This is a genomic window from Arthrobacter sp. 'calajunan', from assembly GCF_046940185.1.
Lineage (GTDB): Bacteria > Actinomycetota > Actinomycetes > Actinomycetales > Micrococcaceae > Glutamicibacter > Glutamicibacter soli.
The window spans coordinates 408328-423413 of sequence record NZ_JBKZDY010000001.1 but is presented as its reverse complement, the minus strand read 5'-3'; the positions used below and the strand labels follow the sequence as shown (position 1 = coordinate 423413).

Below are 15086 nucleotides of genomic sequence, written 5' to 3'. Positions count from 1 at the left end.
CGTGCCAGAAAGTCACGTTGTAAATGTCCACGAAGAGGTGAGACATCATGTCCACGAAGTTATGAGATCGTGTGTCCACAAAGTGATGAGACAGGACAGTGCGCGTATCGGATAGCACTGTTGTAACGATCGGATAGCGCTTAGGCGGATTCGACGGCAAGATGATCCTGACACCCACGACACCGATGTCGTGGCCGTCGAAAGGAATCATCCGTCATGGCTGATTACCGCAAAATCATGCTCCTGCTCTTGCAGGGGCGTTCCTACCGGCAGGTTCAAACACTGCTGAATTGTTCACCGCGAACGATCTCTAAAGCCCGTCAAGTCATCGACGAGCAAGAATTCAGCACGCCGGAACAGCTCAAGGACCTGAGCGACGAAGTACTCGAGCAATGCTTCACCGATGGGCGCAAAGCTGTCTCCACCAGTTATGTTCCGATTGATATCGACGCAGTGATCAAAGCCCGAATCGGGAGGAAGAAACCCCCGCTAAAAGTGCTCTGGGCCCGCTACCTGCGCACCGAAGCCACCGGCACGCAGCGGCACTATCAATACGAACGGTTCTGCCAACTCGTCGCGGAACAAGTCCAGCAAAGAAACCTGACCAGTCCGATCGCTCACGAGCCAGGACACACCATGCAGGTGGACTGGGCCGGCACCAAAATGCAGATCGTCGACCCGATCACCGGCCGGGCCACGAAAGTCTCGATCTTCGTGGCCACCTTGCCCTACTCGGGTCTGCTCTTCGCCTACGGGTATCTGGATGAGAAGCTCGGCTCGTGGTGCGATGCGCACCGCAGGGCTTTTGAACATGCGCAACGCGTTGCCCAAGTGATCATCCCAGACAACGCCTCGACAGCCTCCAACACGGTCAGCCGTTACGAGAACGTACGGGAGGTAAATCAATCCTACTCAGTTTTCCTTGAGCACTACCGGACGGCGGAGGTCCCGACGGAACCGTACCGGCCGCAGCACAAAGGCAACGTGGAATCCGGGGTGCAGGTGGTGACGAACTGGATCATCCACTACCTCGATGACCAACGGTTCGCGTCCATGGACGACCTGAACGACGCCGTCGCCGAACGCGTTGAATGGCTCAATGAGCGCACCCCGTTCCGTGGCGAGCCACGCTCCCGCAGGCAGTGGTTTGAGGAAGATGAACGCCATGAGCTGATGGACCTGCCCGAGCAGCGGTGGCAGCAGGTTGACTGGCGCAAGGCCAAGGTCTCTCGCGATTGGCATTTGATGGTCGACACCATCAAGTATTCGGTGCCCAGCAGCTATGCCGGGCAGGGTGTTGACGTGCGAATCATCGGTGAACAAGTTGCCGTGATGGCCGGCGGGCTGGTCATCGCCGAACATGCCCGCGGGACCCGCCGGTACTCCTACGTGACGAATCCCGAGCATGCTCCGGCTGGCTATCAAGACACCTCCCTGCTTTGGACCAGGGCGTATTTTCTGCGGCAAGCCAGCAAGGTCGGCCCCGGGACCGTTGAAGCGATCACCCGGTTACTGGACCGCAAGAAGATCGAAGCGCAGGGCTTTCGTTCCTGCATGAATATCCTGGCCTTGGGCAAGGGTATGAACCGCAGCTTGTTGGAGCGGGCCTGCCAAGATCTCTGCGCTGATCCGCGCACCAGCATCAGCTATACCGCGCTCAAGCACCGCCTCACGGTGCTGCGCGCGGAAGCCAACGCCCGGCCCACCGTGGTCGACAGCGCGGTAGACCACCCCACGAGAGAAGAGGCCGAAACGCGAAGCACCGCCAGTCGCCGGGATACGAGCAAAGCCTATCTGGCCGGAGCCAGCGCGTTCAGCCTGGCAGCACTGGCCGGAAGCAACCCAGAGTCCACCTCGATGCAGCAGGGAGCAGACAATGAATGAGCAGCACCTGACCGAGCAGGACATGGACTTGTTCACTGCCTTGCGAATGACCGCTTTCGGTAAAGCGGTCATCAGCGTGGCTAATGATCCTAGTTTCGATGAATGGACGTTCTCCGCGAAGATCCGTTACGCCTTGGAACAGGAGAACGCGGCCCGCAACGAACGTCGGACGCAGAAGCTGCTCAAGGCTTCGGGCACCCCGAACCTGGGGGCGTGTGTTGAGGATATCCGCTACCTGCCTGATCGTTCCTTGACGCGTGATGTGGTGGGACCGTTGGCTTCGTGCCAATGGGTGGTGAATACGACGAACGTGGTGATCCAGCTTCGCGCCGAGGGTTTCTCAGGACGCGCCATCGCGTCCGCCCAAGGCATCTCCCGCAATAGCGTCGCCGACGTCCTCAACGCCGCCGACGCCGCCTCACGCCGTTGGGACGAACTCAAAGACCTCACCGAAGAGAAGGTCTACCAACTCCTCTTCCCCGGCCGCAGCGAACACGAGAGCTTGTTCACCCAGCCGGACTGGTCCACGGTGCATAAGGAGCTGGCAAAGGTCGGCACCACCCTGAAACTCTTGCACGGCGAATACGCCGACCAGGCCAAGACCACCGGTGGAGCATTCATGGGCTACGACCGGTTCTGCAAGACCTACCAACGCTACGTGCTCGAACACGGAGCCACCTCACGAGTCGAGCATTAAGCCGGCATCAGCGTCGAAGTGGACTGGTCAGGACCCACCATGACCCTGCACCACCCTGTCACCGGCCAACAATCCAAGGTGTATTTGTTCGTCGCCTGCCTGCCCTTCAGCCGGTACGCCTTCGTGGAACCCTGCCTTGATATGAAACAGGATTCCTGGCTGCTATGCCACGCCGCCATGTTCACGCAGTTCGGCGGCAGCGTCCCGAGAATCGTGTGCGACAACCTGAAAACCGGGGTCATCAAACACCCCGCCGACGGTGAAATCGTGCTCAACGATGCCTACCGCCACCTCGCCGAGCACTACGCAGCGGCAATCCTTCCAGGCCGTGTGCGCAAGCCCAAAGACAAAGCCAGCGTGGAAAACACCGTAGGCCATATCGCCACCTGGGTCATCGCCTCGCTGCGCCATGAAAAGTTCACCAGCCTCGACGCCCTGCGCGCCGCGGTCTATCGACAGATGGCGGCCTATAACGCCCAGCCCTTCCAGAAACGAGCAGGATCCCGCCAGAGCGTCTTCCATGAGGAAGAACAACCGCTGCTGCGGCCTTTGCCTGTCGTTCCCTACGAGATCAGCAACTGGATCCACGGCCGAAAAGTCGCGAAGAACAGCTACGTGACGTGGAAGAAGAACTTCTACTCCGTCCCGCTCAAACACGTCGGCGCCACCGTGGACCTGAGGATCACTGCTATGACCGTGGAAATCTATCTGGCTTCAGAACGGCTGTGTAGCCACCGGCTGTTCGACGCCGCGACGGTGAACCAATACCGGACCAATGACGCTGATATCCCGCCCGAACGCCAATACCGGTCCTGGGACGATCAACGCCTGCGCGGATGGGCCCGTCGCATCGGTCCCAGCACCGTGCAGGTGATCGATAAGATCTTCATTTCAGTGCCGGTCGCCGAGCAAGGAATCAACCCCGCCCTGGCCGTGCTGCGCTTGTCTTCGAAGTATGGGGCCTCACGGCTGGAGAACGCCTGTTTCGTCGCCTTGCAGTCGCGGATCCGCTCCCCACGGTACGGACACCTGCGCCCGATCCTGCGCAATCGGCAAGACGAGCACTGGAAACAAGCCACCCTTCCGCCGGCATCCGAGGCCAGTACCGGATACGTGCGCGGCAGTGACTACTACGCAAGGAAGACCCGATGAACCTGAACACCGAAACCAAACGCAAACTCCGCGAGATGGCCGCCGGCGACTTGCTGACCGCGTTCGAAGCCCAAGACGACGTGGTGAGCATGTCCTTGAGCGTCGTAGCGCGGATCGAACTGGCCGTGGACCAGGCCCACGGACTGTTCATGAACACGAAGACCCACGGGCTGGTCCGCCGGGCCAAGCTGCGGTATCCGAACGCTGATCTGCGCACCGTGGATCGTGTCGAAGAACGCGGCCTGAACCAGGCACTGCTGGCGCAGCTGGCGACCTGCCATTTCATCGAGCTGAACAGGAACCTGATCTTCCAGGGCTTCACCGGATCCGGCAAGTCGTATCTGGCGTGCGCGGTGGCGAAGCAGGCCTGCACGCATCGGTATCGGACCGGTTATGTTCGGATGCCGGATTTCGAAGAAGAATGGCAGCAAGCCGACAATAAGCCGTTGGGCGTGCAGAAGCTGCTACGCAAATACGCCAACTACAGTGTTCTGGTGCTCGACGAGTGGCTTTTGGATCCTCCCACCGGGGAATTCACGCGGTTCATCTTCGAGCTCATGGAGCGTAGGTACGATGCCGCGTCGACTATTTTCTGCACGCAGTACAAGCAATCGGACTGGCACGCCCGGCTGGGAGCCGACGTGATGGCAGATGCGATCATGGACCGCATCGTCCACAACACGATCTGGGTTGAGACCGGTGAGTTCAACATGCGCGAGGCGTACTCGCGTGCCCAACACTAGAAACGGGTTGCTTTCGCAGTGAGATTCCTTGTTCAGGGCCGCCGGTCACCAGACGAACTCGGACGGTGGCTCTGAACAAGAATATTGGTGGCTCTGAACCGCAATATCCGGTGGCTCTGAACCGTGATGTTGGTGGCTCTAAAAGCTTCGAATAATCACATCGCGCGCAGGCGTGGAGAAAGTACGTTAGGCATGCAATCGAGCGTGCCAGAAACTCACGTTGTAAATATCCACGAAGAGGTGAGACATCATGTCCACGATGTCATGAGATCGTGTGTCCACAAAGTGATGAGACAGGACACATCGACAAGCAAAACCGACGTACCGGCGGCAGCTTGACAGGCATAGAAGATTCAACGGGTCCCAGACCGGCCAAGGACTATTAGAGATGTCCTGAGAGAAAACATTTCGCTTTAACCGCGAGGTTTTCGTTGGCATACAGGACAGCTATAGGAAGAACGCCCCATGAAGGGGTCGCGGCGGATTAAGGACTGGCGTCCCTGGTCTAGGCATCGAAGGCATGGTTCGCCTTCTCGCCCATAGGCATTCAGGGATCGGGAGAAGTAGCCGCTGGCGCCGTTGACGTTGACGTAGAGCGAGTCGAAGCTCGTCCCGCCCGCTTCCAGCGCACGGGTCATCACGTCAATCAGCGCTTCATTCAAAAGCGTTACCTCGAAGCGGCGGATGGTGGCAGTGTTTCGCAGGCCCGATAACCCGGCGGCCCAGAGCGCCTCGTCCGCATAAATGTTTCCGACGCCCGAGATGACTTCTTGGTCAAGGATTGCGCGTTTGAGTTGAGTCGTCTTTTTGCGCAGGGAGGTATAGAGATCCTCCGCGCTTCGCACCGGATCCAGTACGTCTCGCGCAATATGGGCGGCGGCCTGTGGGATGAATTTGCTCATGCTGCCCGCACCGCCAGGGCCGCCATCAGAGGTTGCCGTCAGCGCAGAAAGGAACATGCCGCCGAATATCCTCTGGTCGACGAATCGCAGCTCGGCGGGCGCGTCAGGCATGTCACTGAGGGTCAGTCTAACCTTGAGGTGCTTTTCATCGGGAGCGGCAGGCTCTTCGACAAGAAGCTGCCCGCTCATCCCGAGATGGGCCATCAATGCGGCTGGTTCCGGGAGTCCGTCAAGCTCCATCCACAGGAATTTTCCACGTCGGGCGACGGTACTTACTGTGCAACCAGTCAGGGAATGTTCGAAATCGAGTGGGCCGTCGTGGTGCCGGCGGACCGAACGTGGGTCCAGGACCTGCACCGATTCAATTCGGCGGCCCCGAACCCACTTGTCCAGTCCGACACGGACTACTTCAACTTCAGGTAATTCCGGCAATGAAACCGACCTTAGCTTCGGGGAATCTGTTCGCCAGGGTGCAGTTGCAGCCAGGAGTTGCGAGCAGCTTCCTGCTCCGCTTCCTTCTTCGACGGGCCGTGACCGCTGCCGTAAGGCTCGTCAGAGATTACAAGCGTTGCTTCATAGGTGCGTGCATGGTCAGGACCGGATCCGGTCACTTGATAGCGCATGTCACCAAGTTTCTTGGCTGCGACTTCTTCCTGGATGACAGTTTTCCAGTCAGTCGCGGCGCCAAGAAGGCGAACGTCTTCCAGCAAGGGCGTCACGAACCGAAGGACCAACGCACGAGCTGCATCCATTCCCTGATCCAGATACGTGGCGCCGATCAAGGCTTCCATGGTGTCTGCAAGGATTGAAGCCTTGTTGGCACCGTTGGATTGAGCTTCACCGCGTCCGAGGAAGATGTGCTCCCCTACTCCGAGGTCCCGGGCAATGATGGCCAAGGCACGGGTGCTGACGATTGCGGCACGGCGCTTGGCCAGGTCGCCTTCGGGAAGGTCCGGATACTTCTTGTAGAGGTATTCGGCAACCGAAAAACCGAGGATGGAGTCGCCAAGAAATTCGACGCGTTCGTTGGTTGGTATTCCACCGTTCTCGTACGAATACGAACGATGGGTCAGGGCAAGACGAAGCGTCTCGGAATCGATGTCGATTCCGAGACGCTTCATCAGTTCTTCTTTTGAAGACATGTCTTAGACGTCTGCGACCTTGCGACCCTTGTACTCAAGGAACAGCTCAGTACCGGCCGAGTCGGTGACAACCTTTGCCTGGTGAGGCAGGCTGTAAGTTACGCGACCGTTTTCAACGGTCTTCACCAGGTTAGGCGCGGTAGCCTTCCACTGAGAACGGCGTGCACGAGTATTCGCACGGGACATCTTCCGCTTTGGAACAGCCACGACTACTTCTCTTCTCTCTTGTCTGACGTATTATCGGGTGCCACATCTTCTGCGGCAATGTCGGCCAGCTGCGCAAGCGCTGCCCAACGCGGGTCCAGTACCTCATGGTGATGTTCGGGTTCATCATTGAGATTCACTCCGCATTCACTGCAGAGACCCAAACAATCCTCCCGGCAAACCGGCTGGAATGGCAGTGCGGTCCCAATTGCGCTACGCACTACCGGGTCGATGTCAATCAAGTCACCAACGACCCAGTACTGATCCACTTCATCATCGTCTTCGAATTCTTCGCTGCCTTCATAGTAGAAGAGCTCTTGAATATCAGCCGCGAAATCGTACTCGATGGGCTCCAGGCAACGTCCACATTCCCCCGCAATCTGTGCGGTAGCGGTACCCGATACCAGAATCCCCTCATGTACGGCTTCAAGGCGAAGATCTAAGTCGAGCTCAGATCCTCCACGAATACCGATGAGTGCATTTCCCACATCCGTGGGCGCCGGAACCTGCTCGCTAAGAATTTTCATCGAGCCAGGCGAACGGCCGAGCTCCTTGGCTGATACAACCAAAGGCGAGTTGCGATCGATTTCGCCATGTGACGATCGATCAGAACGCTTATCGCTAATGATGACTCCTATAGAACATAGTCCGACATCTCATCTTAACCTACCGCGACGCCTCCGACCAAACCAGTGACCGACGACGGAGCTTCTTCCGGTACGTATGCGACGATTCTCACTACATGGGGATCCTCGCGCTCGAAAGGCGCAAGCCCAGTATCTTCTTCGCGATGGGACATTTCAAGGCCGAGGTCGTTCAAGCGCTCGATGAAATCCTGAGTATTAATAAACCGGCGGAAGGAACGGAAGCGCGCTTTCTTCAGCTGCTCATCCTCGGTCGTGCGGTGCTCGAAAGCCAGCAGGTCCCCGGGGCGCAGGACCGCTCTCAGGGACGTGAGCAAAGTTTCCTGTTCGGATTGGGTCAGGCCGTTGAGCAAGAAACGGGCGTAGAACAGACGGGGTGCGCCAGCTGCACCTTCAGCAGCGAGCCTGGCCAGTAACCCGTCGTCCAGCAAGTCATCATGCCATACGGTAATGGCTGGGTTACCGGAGGCAAGCTCGCGTGCGGCCGTCACGGCGTAAGTACTGCGCTCAATGCCGGTCACCCGGTTGGCGAGGGTGGACAGCGTGTCCAGGTCGCGTCCATTGCCGCAGCCCAAATCATATGCAACGGCCAGTTGGGGCAGCATCGCAGAGCTGGCTAGCCAGCTAACGAATGAAGAAGGCTCGGTAGTTTCAGGCCGTGAATACAGGTCGTCCATCGCGATGCGAGTGCGTTGGGAGTAGTTAAGCAGCGGCTGCGGGTCGCGGCTGCGGCGGCGCTCGCTCCACTTGAACCCCGGATCAGGGATCCGCCAGTCCTGCCCGTAGATGTGCTCAACTACGAGCTCGGGCCGGGCTGGAACTCCTACTGGGTACCCGCTTAGTTGTCCCGCACCTACGGGCAAGAACTCGCTGACGGGCACATCCTCAGTGCCCACGCGCCCGAAGGGGAAACCGACGTTGCCATCCGACTTGATGAACAAGTGCGCGATATCCACCATGACCTTCGAGCCGGTCAGCCTCCGCACCGAGATGCAAGAAGCCTTGGGCGTGACCGAGTATCCCGCCGCAATCAGCGCTTCCCCGAGTGCAGCAAACTCTGCCGCCACATCCGCTGCGGTGTCCTTTGTACTCAAATAGGCGCAGTCCATGTCCTTGTCATGCGGAATGAATCCGTTGTCGCGCACGTAACCCAGCAGAGTGCCGCTGAAAACGAATGAGGACGAGCCGGTCACTTCTCGGATCACCTTAGCCACTTCCGCATACAGGGTCATTACCCCGTCTTGCCACGCTCGATCCTGGTCCTTGGTCATCTTCCCGGCGATGATCCGTCCGCGTTTGTCGAAATGCTGACCGGAAGCGAAACGTTGGCGCAGTTGCTCAAGATCCTCCTTGCCATTGCTCCGAGGATGGAAAAACAAGCTGCCATCGGGAAGAGGCAGGATCTCATCACCGTAGCGAACGGAGATCTTGTCCGCCTTGCTGGCGAAACGCCAGACATCGTACATCCCGATGCTGAAGCCGAGAGGGCCGTCACCCGGAATAGAAATCGGCCTTTCTACCACTGGCATGTCGTTGATGAACAGCGTCGCTGTCCCAGGCTTTTCTGGATCGACCGGAGCAAGGATTGTGCCGCGTACGGATTCCTTATCCCATGCGTCAATCCTGCCGATGCGCGATTGCTTGGCTTTACCCGAAAACCAATTGAAAATGTTGCCCATTAGTTTGCCCTTGCAGCTCTGTAGGCACTAAGCCTCATCGTTCGTTTCCAATCCATCCACTCTACTTCTCGAAATCCGACTTCACGGGGAAATAGGACTCGAGGAATTGGGTGACGAATTCGTCGTCAATAGGTGTTGCTCCGGCCACCGGCGCATCGTTGATACAGAAAGTGTCGCGATCGCGCAGCCTGAGCGTGTTCTCCATGGTCAGACGGTACTTGTCATCAAGGATATTAATGTAGTGGTACCTCAGACGAGTAGGAATTGCCCGCCCGGTGATCTGTGCATAGTAGTGGTGCAACTGATCAGCCACGATGTCCCGATGGTCGCGGAAAGGGCTGGCCCAGGTCTGCTCATACTCGTTCTCGAACTCCGATTCCATTTCGAAATGCACCGATTTTAACTGCGGATGCGGGGTGTGCTTAATAGCGCGCGATACCGTCACACCGAAGCGTTCTTTCAGCAGCCGCCGGATGTTACGAGTCAGGTTGAAGTGCGGTTCGTCCAGCAAAGTCGCCTCGCCGAAGGGTCGGCGGTTGGTCGATGGCGATACCTTGGCTATGCCCGTAGGGGTGAAGAACCGGTCCGGGCCTAGATCGCGTCCGAAGAAAACATCATCGTTGATGTAAACATAGTGCTCGCTTAGTCCAGGGATATGATGCAGGCGCGAAATGATTGAATTGCTATTAAACGTGGGGAGGTAATCACCGTCGGGGTAGATGTCCTTGTGATCGACGATCTCGATCCGAGGATCGCTGGTGTCCAGCCAAGCGGGTACCTGTCCAGCCGTCACGATAAAGATCTTTCGGAACCACGGTGCAAACATCTGGAGGGAACGCAACGAGTACTTCAGTTCGTCTCGGGAGCGGAACCGTGCCTCGTGGTTGGCTTCCTCGTGGTACTTGGTTCCTGACAATTCGGCCTCGCGTCGGCGTTTGGAATTGATCCAACTTGGATCATCCCCATCAACCCAGGTGTAGACCGCGTCAATTGAGAAGGTAATGTCGTCCACCATACGTTCGGTCAGCACTACGGGAGTTGGCACCAGACCGAATGCGGTCTCGACCTGCACAAGCTCGACATCTGCCACCGAGAGCAGACGCGCAGCGCGATTCTCCCTTGGTGCGATGACCTGCCCGGTTTCCTCGCCCTGCCCGAATTTCCAGAATTCAATCCGGCACCCGCGCTCTGCACCGTAAGCCAAAGTCGAGTTCCTGAAACGTTGTGGGGTGAAAATACTGAACACGTCTTCTGCGGCCCAAAGTCTTTCGCCGCTCAGCGAGCTGGCAGGTAGAACTGTTCCATGGGTCCCTGAGCGCGCATATAGTGGTTCACCAGAATCAATCTGGGACAGAACCCTTCGTACCTTGGCGCGATCTGTAGCGCTCACGGCGATGAACGCGGCTTGGTAGTTGCTGGTGCCCACATACCACCAGGAGATTCCTGCCGCTTCTAGGGTTTCTGTCACCAGCTGGAAATTGCTCCTCGCTCGGTCAGCCGGCATTTCCTGCCCACCGAGTTTCCAGGTCAGGCCGTTGGCCTGCACGACATCGCAAGAGAATTCAGCGCTGCGATCTCGTTTGAGTTCCAGTAGCGCGCGCTGGCGTACCAGTGCCAGCTTCTTTTGCGCACGCAACCCAGTGGTTCGGACTGTGCGGTATGCAGATGCTGGCATGAGGCGCTTTAGCGTGTCCTTGGCCATGACCGCCGCTGAACTTGATACTCCGTTGTTCACTTCTTCTCCTGGCTTCCGAGGATTTTTCCGGCCGCTGTCTTCTTCAGGATCGCACTAATCGCCCGATAGACCCGGGCCGAGTTCCCCGCGTCGCGGTGCGGGAAAGTCTCCGCACTGCGCTGTTGGTAATCAACACTGCTGGCATTGGCTTTGAGTCCTTTGATCGCATGCAACAGCTCCTCTTCGTCAGCAACCACCGGGCCGAAGCCATCCTCGAGGAAGGAGAAATAGCCTGAATCGTAAATGTGCAGACCGCTAGCCATCTCCGCCTGATCGAACTGGAAGTAGACTACCGGCACTCCGGCGTATCCAGCCTCGAAAGCAGTGGAGGAATAATCGGTCACCCAGACGTCGGCCTGCTGCAGGATATCCGTGAAAACCTTGCCCTGCCAGGAAAGGATCTCAACCCGGGGATCGATATCCAGCTCCGATGTGGCGACAGTCATTGAAGGATGAGGCAAATAGGCAATCCGGTATCCCTGCTCTCCCAGCTTATCAATATACGACGAGGACCCGAGGATCGAGGATAGCGCCCTAGCATAGGTGCTATCCCTAAAGCCAGGAAGCAACTCACGGTTATTTCGCTCATCTGCCGCGGACAGCAATCCGGCGCGCCAGGTCGGAGAGACGACGATGGTCTTCTGCTGGCCGCCAGCTGTACGCGATGCATAGGGACGAAGGGCGTCGTGGCGCGGGAAACCGGTAAGCACTACTTCCTTGGCAGTGAACTTGTAAGAATTGCCGTCTGCGACGATCGATTGGTATTCGTCGCGTGTGGCGGTAATCAGTAGGTCGATTTTCTTGCCATTGAACCAAGCAGACTGATCGTGCAGCGTGACTCCATGCTGCAGGAAGACGAACTTCCAGCGCGGAGTTATCTTCAGACCCCTGGGGAATGGACTCGTGACGAAACGATCCAGGTGGGAGGAAGCGTATACCACTGCGTGCCCAAGCGCTGCGTAATGGCTGTTGCTACCGTATTCGAGCAGCTTGAATCCCTCCTCGGCCAGGCGCTGCCAGTCTGGGGAACTCTTCTCCAGTACGAACCACGCGTTGACCTTGGGGCGGGACTTTCGAAGATACCGGTAGAAGTGCTCCGCATTGTCGTTCGCAGCGGCGGGCCGGTCCATGAGAACCCAGGCCTCGTTGTAGCGGAAGGTTGCGCTGGCCGAACCGATGAACCCCTGCAAGCGCTGCATCTCGTTCTTGCGCTTCGGCAGGCTTTTACGCAGTCGCGAAAGGCGGTCATGGAGAACATACTCCGCCATGCCAATGCTGCGCTTGAGCTTATTGCCGCTATTCTGACCGCGAGCTGTGATCGCTTTCGTGGAGGTGCCCTTACTGAAGTGCCGTTGCACCTGGATCGGACGGATGGTGTAGACAGGTCGCGGAGTTCGTCCAAATGCGAGGGGTGTCATGACTCCATCCAACTGCAGGCTGAACGTGCCGCTGGAAGGAATCCAGATATGGCGCCGGTAGAACAGATCGCGACCCATCAGCCGCACCGCCTGGCTCTTGGCCATCAGCGGGGTCACGTCACGACCTCGATAGGTGATCTGCTCGTTCGGCAGCGTTCCGCTGTACAAATATTCCAGACGGGTCATCTCGCGCTGCGGATCATGTTCGACGATATTGATCTGGGAGGGCCTGTGGTTCGGATGCCGATAGCCGAGAAGCAGCGCATTGCGCAGGTCACCATCCGTGGGCATGATTTCGAAGTCATTGATGGACTCGTCGTCGATTTCGGCGAGGATCTCTGCCATATGCCGATGGAAAGTGGCTAGGTGTTCTTCAGCCAGCTGCTTGGAGGGCGCACCGACCCGGCGATCGCCCCTGTAGTACCAGAGCGTGTCATAGAGCATCATGAATTGCAGCCATTTGGGCACCCCATGCCCGGCGGCGCGGCATTGCGCTATGAGGTCAAGATGGCCGTACTCGAGCACCTCCGTATACTTCTCCGGCTTGGTTGCACCGATCTGAACAGAGGAGTTGCGAGCTGCGCGAATGCGGTAGTTGTAGATCGCGCTGTCGATGTAGCCGATGGTCGGCACCGGTTGGCCCAGCAGGTAGGACGCTACATAGTGCGCGTCTTCGAAGCTGAAACGCAGAGCTTCGGCGAAGTGCAATGACATGCGTTCAGCAGCCATTCGGTTGACGATGGCAGTGGGACCGTGCATGTGGAAGAAGTCCGGCGAACGGTCCAGGTTGACCACACGCGTGCCATCGCGGAACCGGCGCTTGAGCGGATGATTATGAGAATAGGTGTCGGTGGCTTCCAGATAGCTGACCAGCCTCGTGACAAACATTGCCGGCGGGTTTTCAGCGTTCAGCTCCATGTTGGCAAACACTTCAGTCAGATACGCCGGATCGAGGAAATCGTCTGGGTCGCAGAAGGTCACCCAGGTACCGCGCGCCACTGCCAACCCTTGGTTACGCGCTGAGGCCTGGCCCCCATTCTCCTTGGTCAACAAGCGCGCTTGCACTGGAGAAATGCTCATCCAGTCCCTGATGAGCTTTTCGGACTCATCGGGCGAGCCGTCGCTGACGAGGATTACTTCGAACTTAGCCGGGTCTACGTCCTGCGCGTCGAGGGATGCAAGATACGTTGGAAGGTACTCGGCGACGTTATACACTGCGGAAATTATAGAGATGACTGGTTCGGCCGATTCGATGGGGGCCGTCGAGTTGCTTGCCTGCATTATTCTCTTTCGTCGCATTCTTAGCTGGTGCGCTTACCGCCTAAAGGATCCAATTCATGTCATCAGTTTCATAGGCCGTTCGTCCATAAAATGGGCACCCGGTTAGATTCTAATAGCTGGTCGCCTGGAATCGATCGATTGAAAATGCCAGATCGTCGTGAGACTACTCATGGCAGCAAGCACGCTCCATCCTTCCGGGTACTAGTCTTTTTCAAAGGAGGACGGCAGAGGAAAGCGGGCCTCCAGGAAATCGTGCACGATAGCAGAGCGGTCCGGCTGGTTTTTGTGGGCCAACACTTCGTTGATGCAGAACATGTCTACGTTTTTGTTTCGCGCAAGACGAAGGAAATCCAGTGGCGCCGTCCGAGAGCCGATATCAATGTAGCTGTAGCTGACCGAGGACGGAAAGCCCAAGCCCAAACGTGCCGCGTACTGGTGAGCAAGAGAGGACGGAATCGACAGGTCGTCTGCAGAACGGAAGCGGTGTCCTGCGATCTGGGCAATCCGGATGGGCATCTCACGATGAAGTTGCCTATGAACCTCCAGCCGCTGAGGGTGAGCAACGTGCTGGAACTTGCGAGAGGTGGTACGCCCAAAACGCTCTACGACTACCTCCCGGTTATTAGCGGCAGCTTGATTAATCGGAAGCTCGGGGTCCTCGGCCTCAGCGAAGTGGGCAACCGTCATACAGTACTTCGCCTGACCCGCCGGACCGAAGAATATGTTCGGGTGCAAATAGCGGCCGAAAAACACGTCGTCGTTAACGTATATGAAGTGTTCGGACAAATCAGGAATGTGCGCAAGCTGGGACTCGATCGCATGGGAGTTGAACGTCGGCAACATGGAATCGGGATCGGTGAAAATTTCGCGGTGATCGATCAACACCAGTTTCGGGTGATCTTCCTTTAGCCAATCTGGTCGTTGCCCGGCAGTCACCAGATAGATCTTGTTAATCCAAGGTAAGTTGAGTTCAAGCGATCGTAGCGAATATCGCAATTCGTCGCGAGATTTGAACCTCGCAAGATTGACACGACTGTCCGACGTGTCGTGACCTGAGGCCGCTAGCGCACGCTGATAGCTACTCGCCCACTGTGGATCGTTAGCATCAACCCAAGTATAGACCGCATCAATGTTTCCCTCGAAGTCCTGGGCGTCTATGGGCTTGTCGATGCGACCGGGATAAACCTGCCAGATAGCGCCGGCACCGCGCAGGTCAGCGATACCCTCAGACTGCGTGTCACGAAGGCTCACGCTCCATGCAGACGATGCTGCGTACGAGTGCTGCAGATGCATAGAGCTAACCACCAGCCCAGCATCGGAGAATGCTTGGACCAGGGTCGGCCAGTTCGCTGCCTCCACGCACAACGGATGGCTACTTGAAGCGCGGGTGAAATCAATATTCAACTGACCAGCAAGCAGCATCGAGCGCTGCTCAGCAGACTCGCGTAATGACACGGCGGTGAACGGATCCCAGCTCCCGGTGTTCTTAGTTAGCCGGTCAAGCGCTTTGCACACCAACGGTTCGGGCACTACACGGGCAATTCGCCCTCGCCATCCTGAGAACATGCGCTTCCCCTTCACTTATTCTGATCGATTCGTTTGGAG

At 57.6% G+C, this 15086-nt stretch carries 10 protein-coding genes and 1 pseudogene; 3 read left to right on the top strand and 8 right to left on the bottom strand.

The annotated features are described in order from the left end of the window. Positions 1–216: 216 nt before the first annotated feature. The 3 genes and pseudogenes from istA (RF641_RS01880) (at position 217) to RF641_RS01870 (ending at position 4476) form a co-directional block, all read left to right on the top strand. Complete coding sequence (istA, locus tag RF641_RS01880) at positions 217–1884, top strand: IS21 family transposase (protein ID WP_424572340.1); 1668 nt, start codon at positions 217–219, stop codon at positions 1882–1884. Continuing rightward, positions 1877–3733: pseudogene (gene istA, locus RF641_RS01875) on the top strand (IS21 family transposase). Before istA (RF641_RS01880) ends, istA (RF641_RS01875) begins: the two are co-directional and overlap by 8 nt. Continuing rightward, positions 3730–4476, top strand: coding sequence for an ATP-binding protein (locus RF641_RS01870; RefSeq protein ID WP_424572339.1), 747 nt, complete (start codon positions 3730–3732; stop codon positions 4474–4476). The pseudogene istA (RF641_RS01875) and the gene RF641_RS01870 overlap by 4 nt, the downstream one beginning before the upstream one ends. Before the next feature lie 413 nt (positions 4477–4889). Here the strand turns inward: RF641_RS01870 and mutM are convergent, their stop codons facing one another. The 8 genes from mutM to RF641_RS01830 all read right to left on the bottom strand — a co-directional run bounded on the left by mutM (position 4890) and on the right by RF641_RS01830 (position 15047). Further along, the gene (gene mutM / locus RF641_RS01865; RefSeq protein ID WP_424572338.1) at positions 4890–5810 is read right to left on the bottom strand and encodes a bifunctional DNA-formamidopyrimidine glycosylase/DNA-(apurinic or apyrimidinic site) lyase; all 921 of its coding nucleotides are present in this window, start codon (positions 5808–5810) and stop codon (positions 4890–4892) included. 11 nt (positions 5811–5821) lie between these two features. Further along, the gene (gene rnc, locus RF641_RS01860; protein ID WP_047118939.1) at positions 5822–6520 is read right to left on the bottom strand and encodes a ribonuclease III; all 699 of its coding nucleotides are present in this window, start codon (positions 6518–6520) and stop codon (positions 5822–5824) included. 3 nt (positions 6521–6523) lie between these two features. After that, complete coding sequence (gene rpmF / locus RF641_RS01855; RefSeq protein WP_013348816.1) at positions 6524–6727, bottom strand: 50S ribosomal protein L32; 204 nt, start codon at positions 6725–6727, stop codon at positions 6524–6526. A gap of 2 nt (positions 6728–6729) precedes the next feature. Next, entirely contained in the window at positions 6730–7251 is a 522-nt protein-coding gene (locus RF641_RS01850; protein ID WP_424572337.1) for a YceD family protein, read from the bottom strand. Between the two features lie 134 nt (positions 7252–7385). After that, on the bottom strand, positions 7386–9047 hold the full coding sequence (locus RF641_RS01845; protein WP_424572336.1) for a methyltransferase domain-containing protein: 1662 nt from the start codon (positions 9045–9047) through the stop codon (positions 7386–7388). A 61-nt stretch (positions 9048–9108) separates the two neighbouring features. After that, complete coding sequence (locus RF641_RS01840; protein WP_424572335.1) at positions 9109–10782, bottom strand: stealth conserved region 3 domain-containing protein; 1674 nt, start codon at positions 10780–10782, stop codon at positions 9109–9111. Then, positions 10779–13481: a CDP-glycerol:glycerophosphate glycerophosphotransferase gene (locus tag RF641_RS01835; protein WP_424572334.1), complete on the bottom strand. Its 2703-nt coding sequence runs from the start codon at positions 13479–13481 to the stop codon at positions 10779–10781. The genes RF641_RS01840 and RF641_RS01835 overlap by 4 nt, the downstream gene beginning before the upstream one ends. 201 nt (positions 13482–13682) lie before the next feature. After that, positions 13683–15047 carry a stealth family protein gene (locus tag RF641_RS01830; RefSeq protein ID WP_424572333.1) on the bottom strand — a complete coding sequence of 455 codons (1365 nt, stop codon included), beginning with the start codon at positions 15045–15047 and terminating at the stop codon, positions 13683–13685. Positions 15048–15086 lie beyond the last annotated feature (39 nt).

What these genes read in the sequence shown, in the direction of transcription:
- istA (WP_424572340.1), top strand. Translation starts at nt 217, where the DNA reads ATGGCTGATTACCGCAAAATCATGCTCCTGCTCTTGCAGGGGCGTTCC.
- RF641_RS01870 (WP_424572339.1), top strand. Translation starts at nt 3,730, where the DNA reads ATGAACCTGAACACCGAAACCAAACGCAAACTCCGCGAGATGGCCGCC.
- rnc (WP_047118939.1), bottom strand. Translation starts at nt 6,520, where the DNA reads ATGTCTTCAAAAGAAGAACTGATGAAGCGTCTCGGAATCGACATCGAT.
- RF641_RS01850 (WP_424572337.1), bottom strand. Translation starts at nt 7,251, where the DNA reads ATGAAAATTCTTAGCGAGCAGGTTCCGGCGCCCACGGATGTGGGAAAT.
- RF641_RS01845 (WP_424572336.1), bottom strand. Translation starts at nt 9,047, where the DNA reads ATGGGCAACATTTTCAATTGGTTTTCGGGTAAAGCCAAGCAATCGCGC.
- RF641_RS01835 (WP_424572334.1), bottom strand. Translation starts at nt 13,481, where the DNA reads ATGCAGGCAAGCAACTCGACGGCCCCCATCGAATCGGCCGAACCAGTC.
- RF641_RS01830 (WP_424572333.1), bottom strand. Translation starts at nt 15,047, where the DNA reads ATGTTCTCAGGATGGCGAGGGCGAATTGCCCGTGTAGTGCCCGAACCG.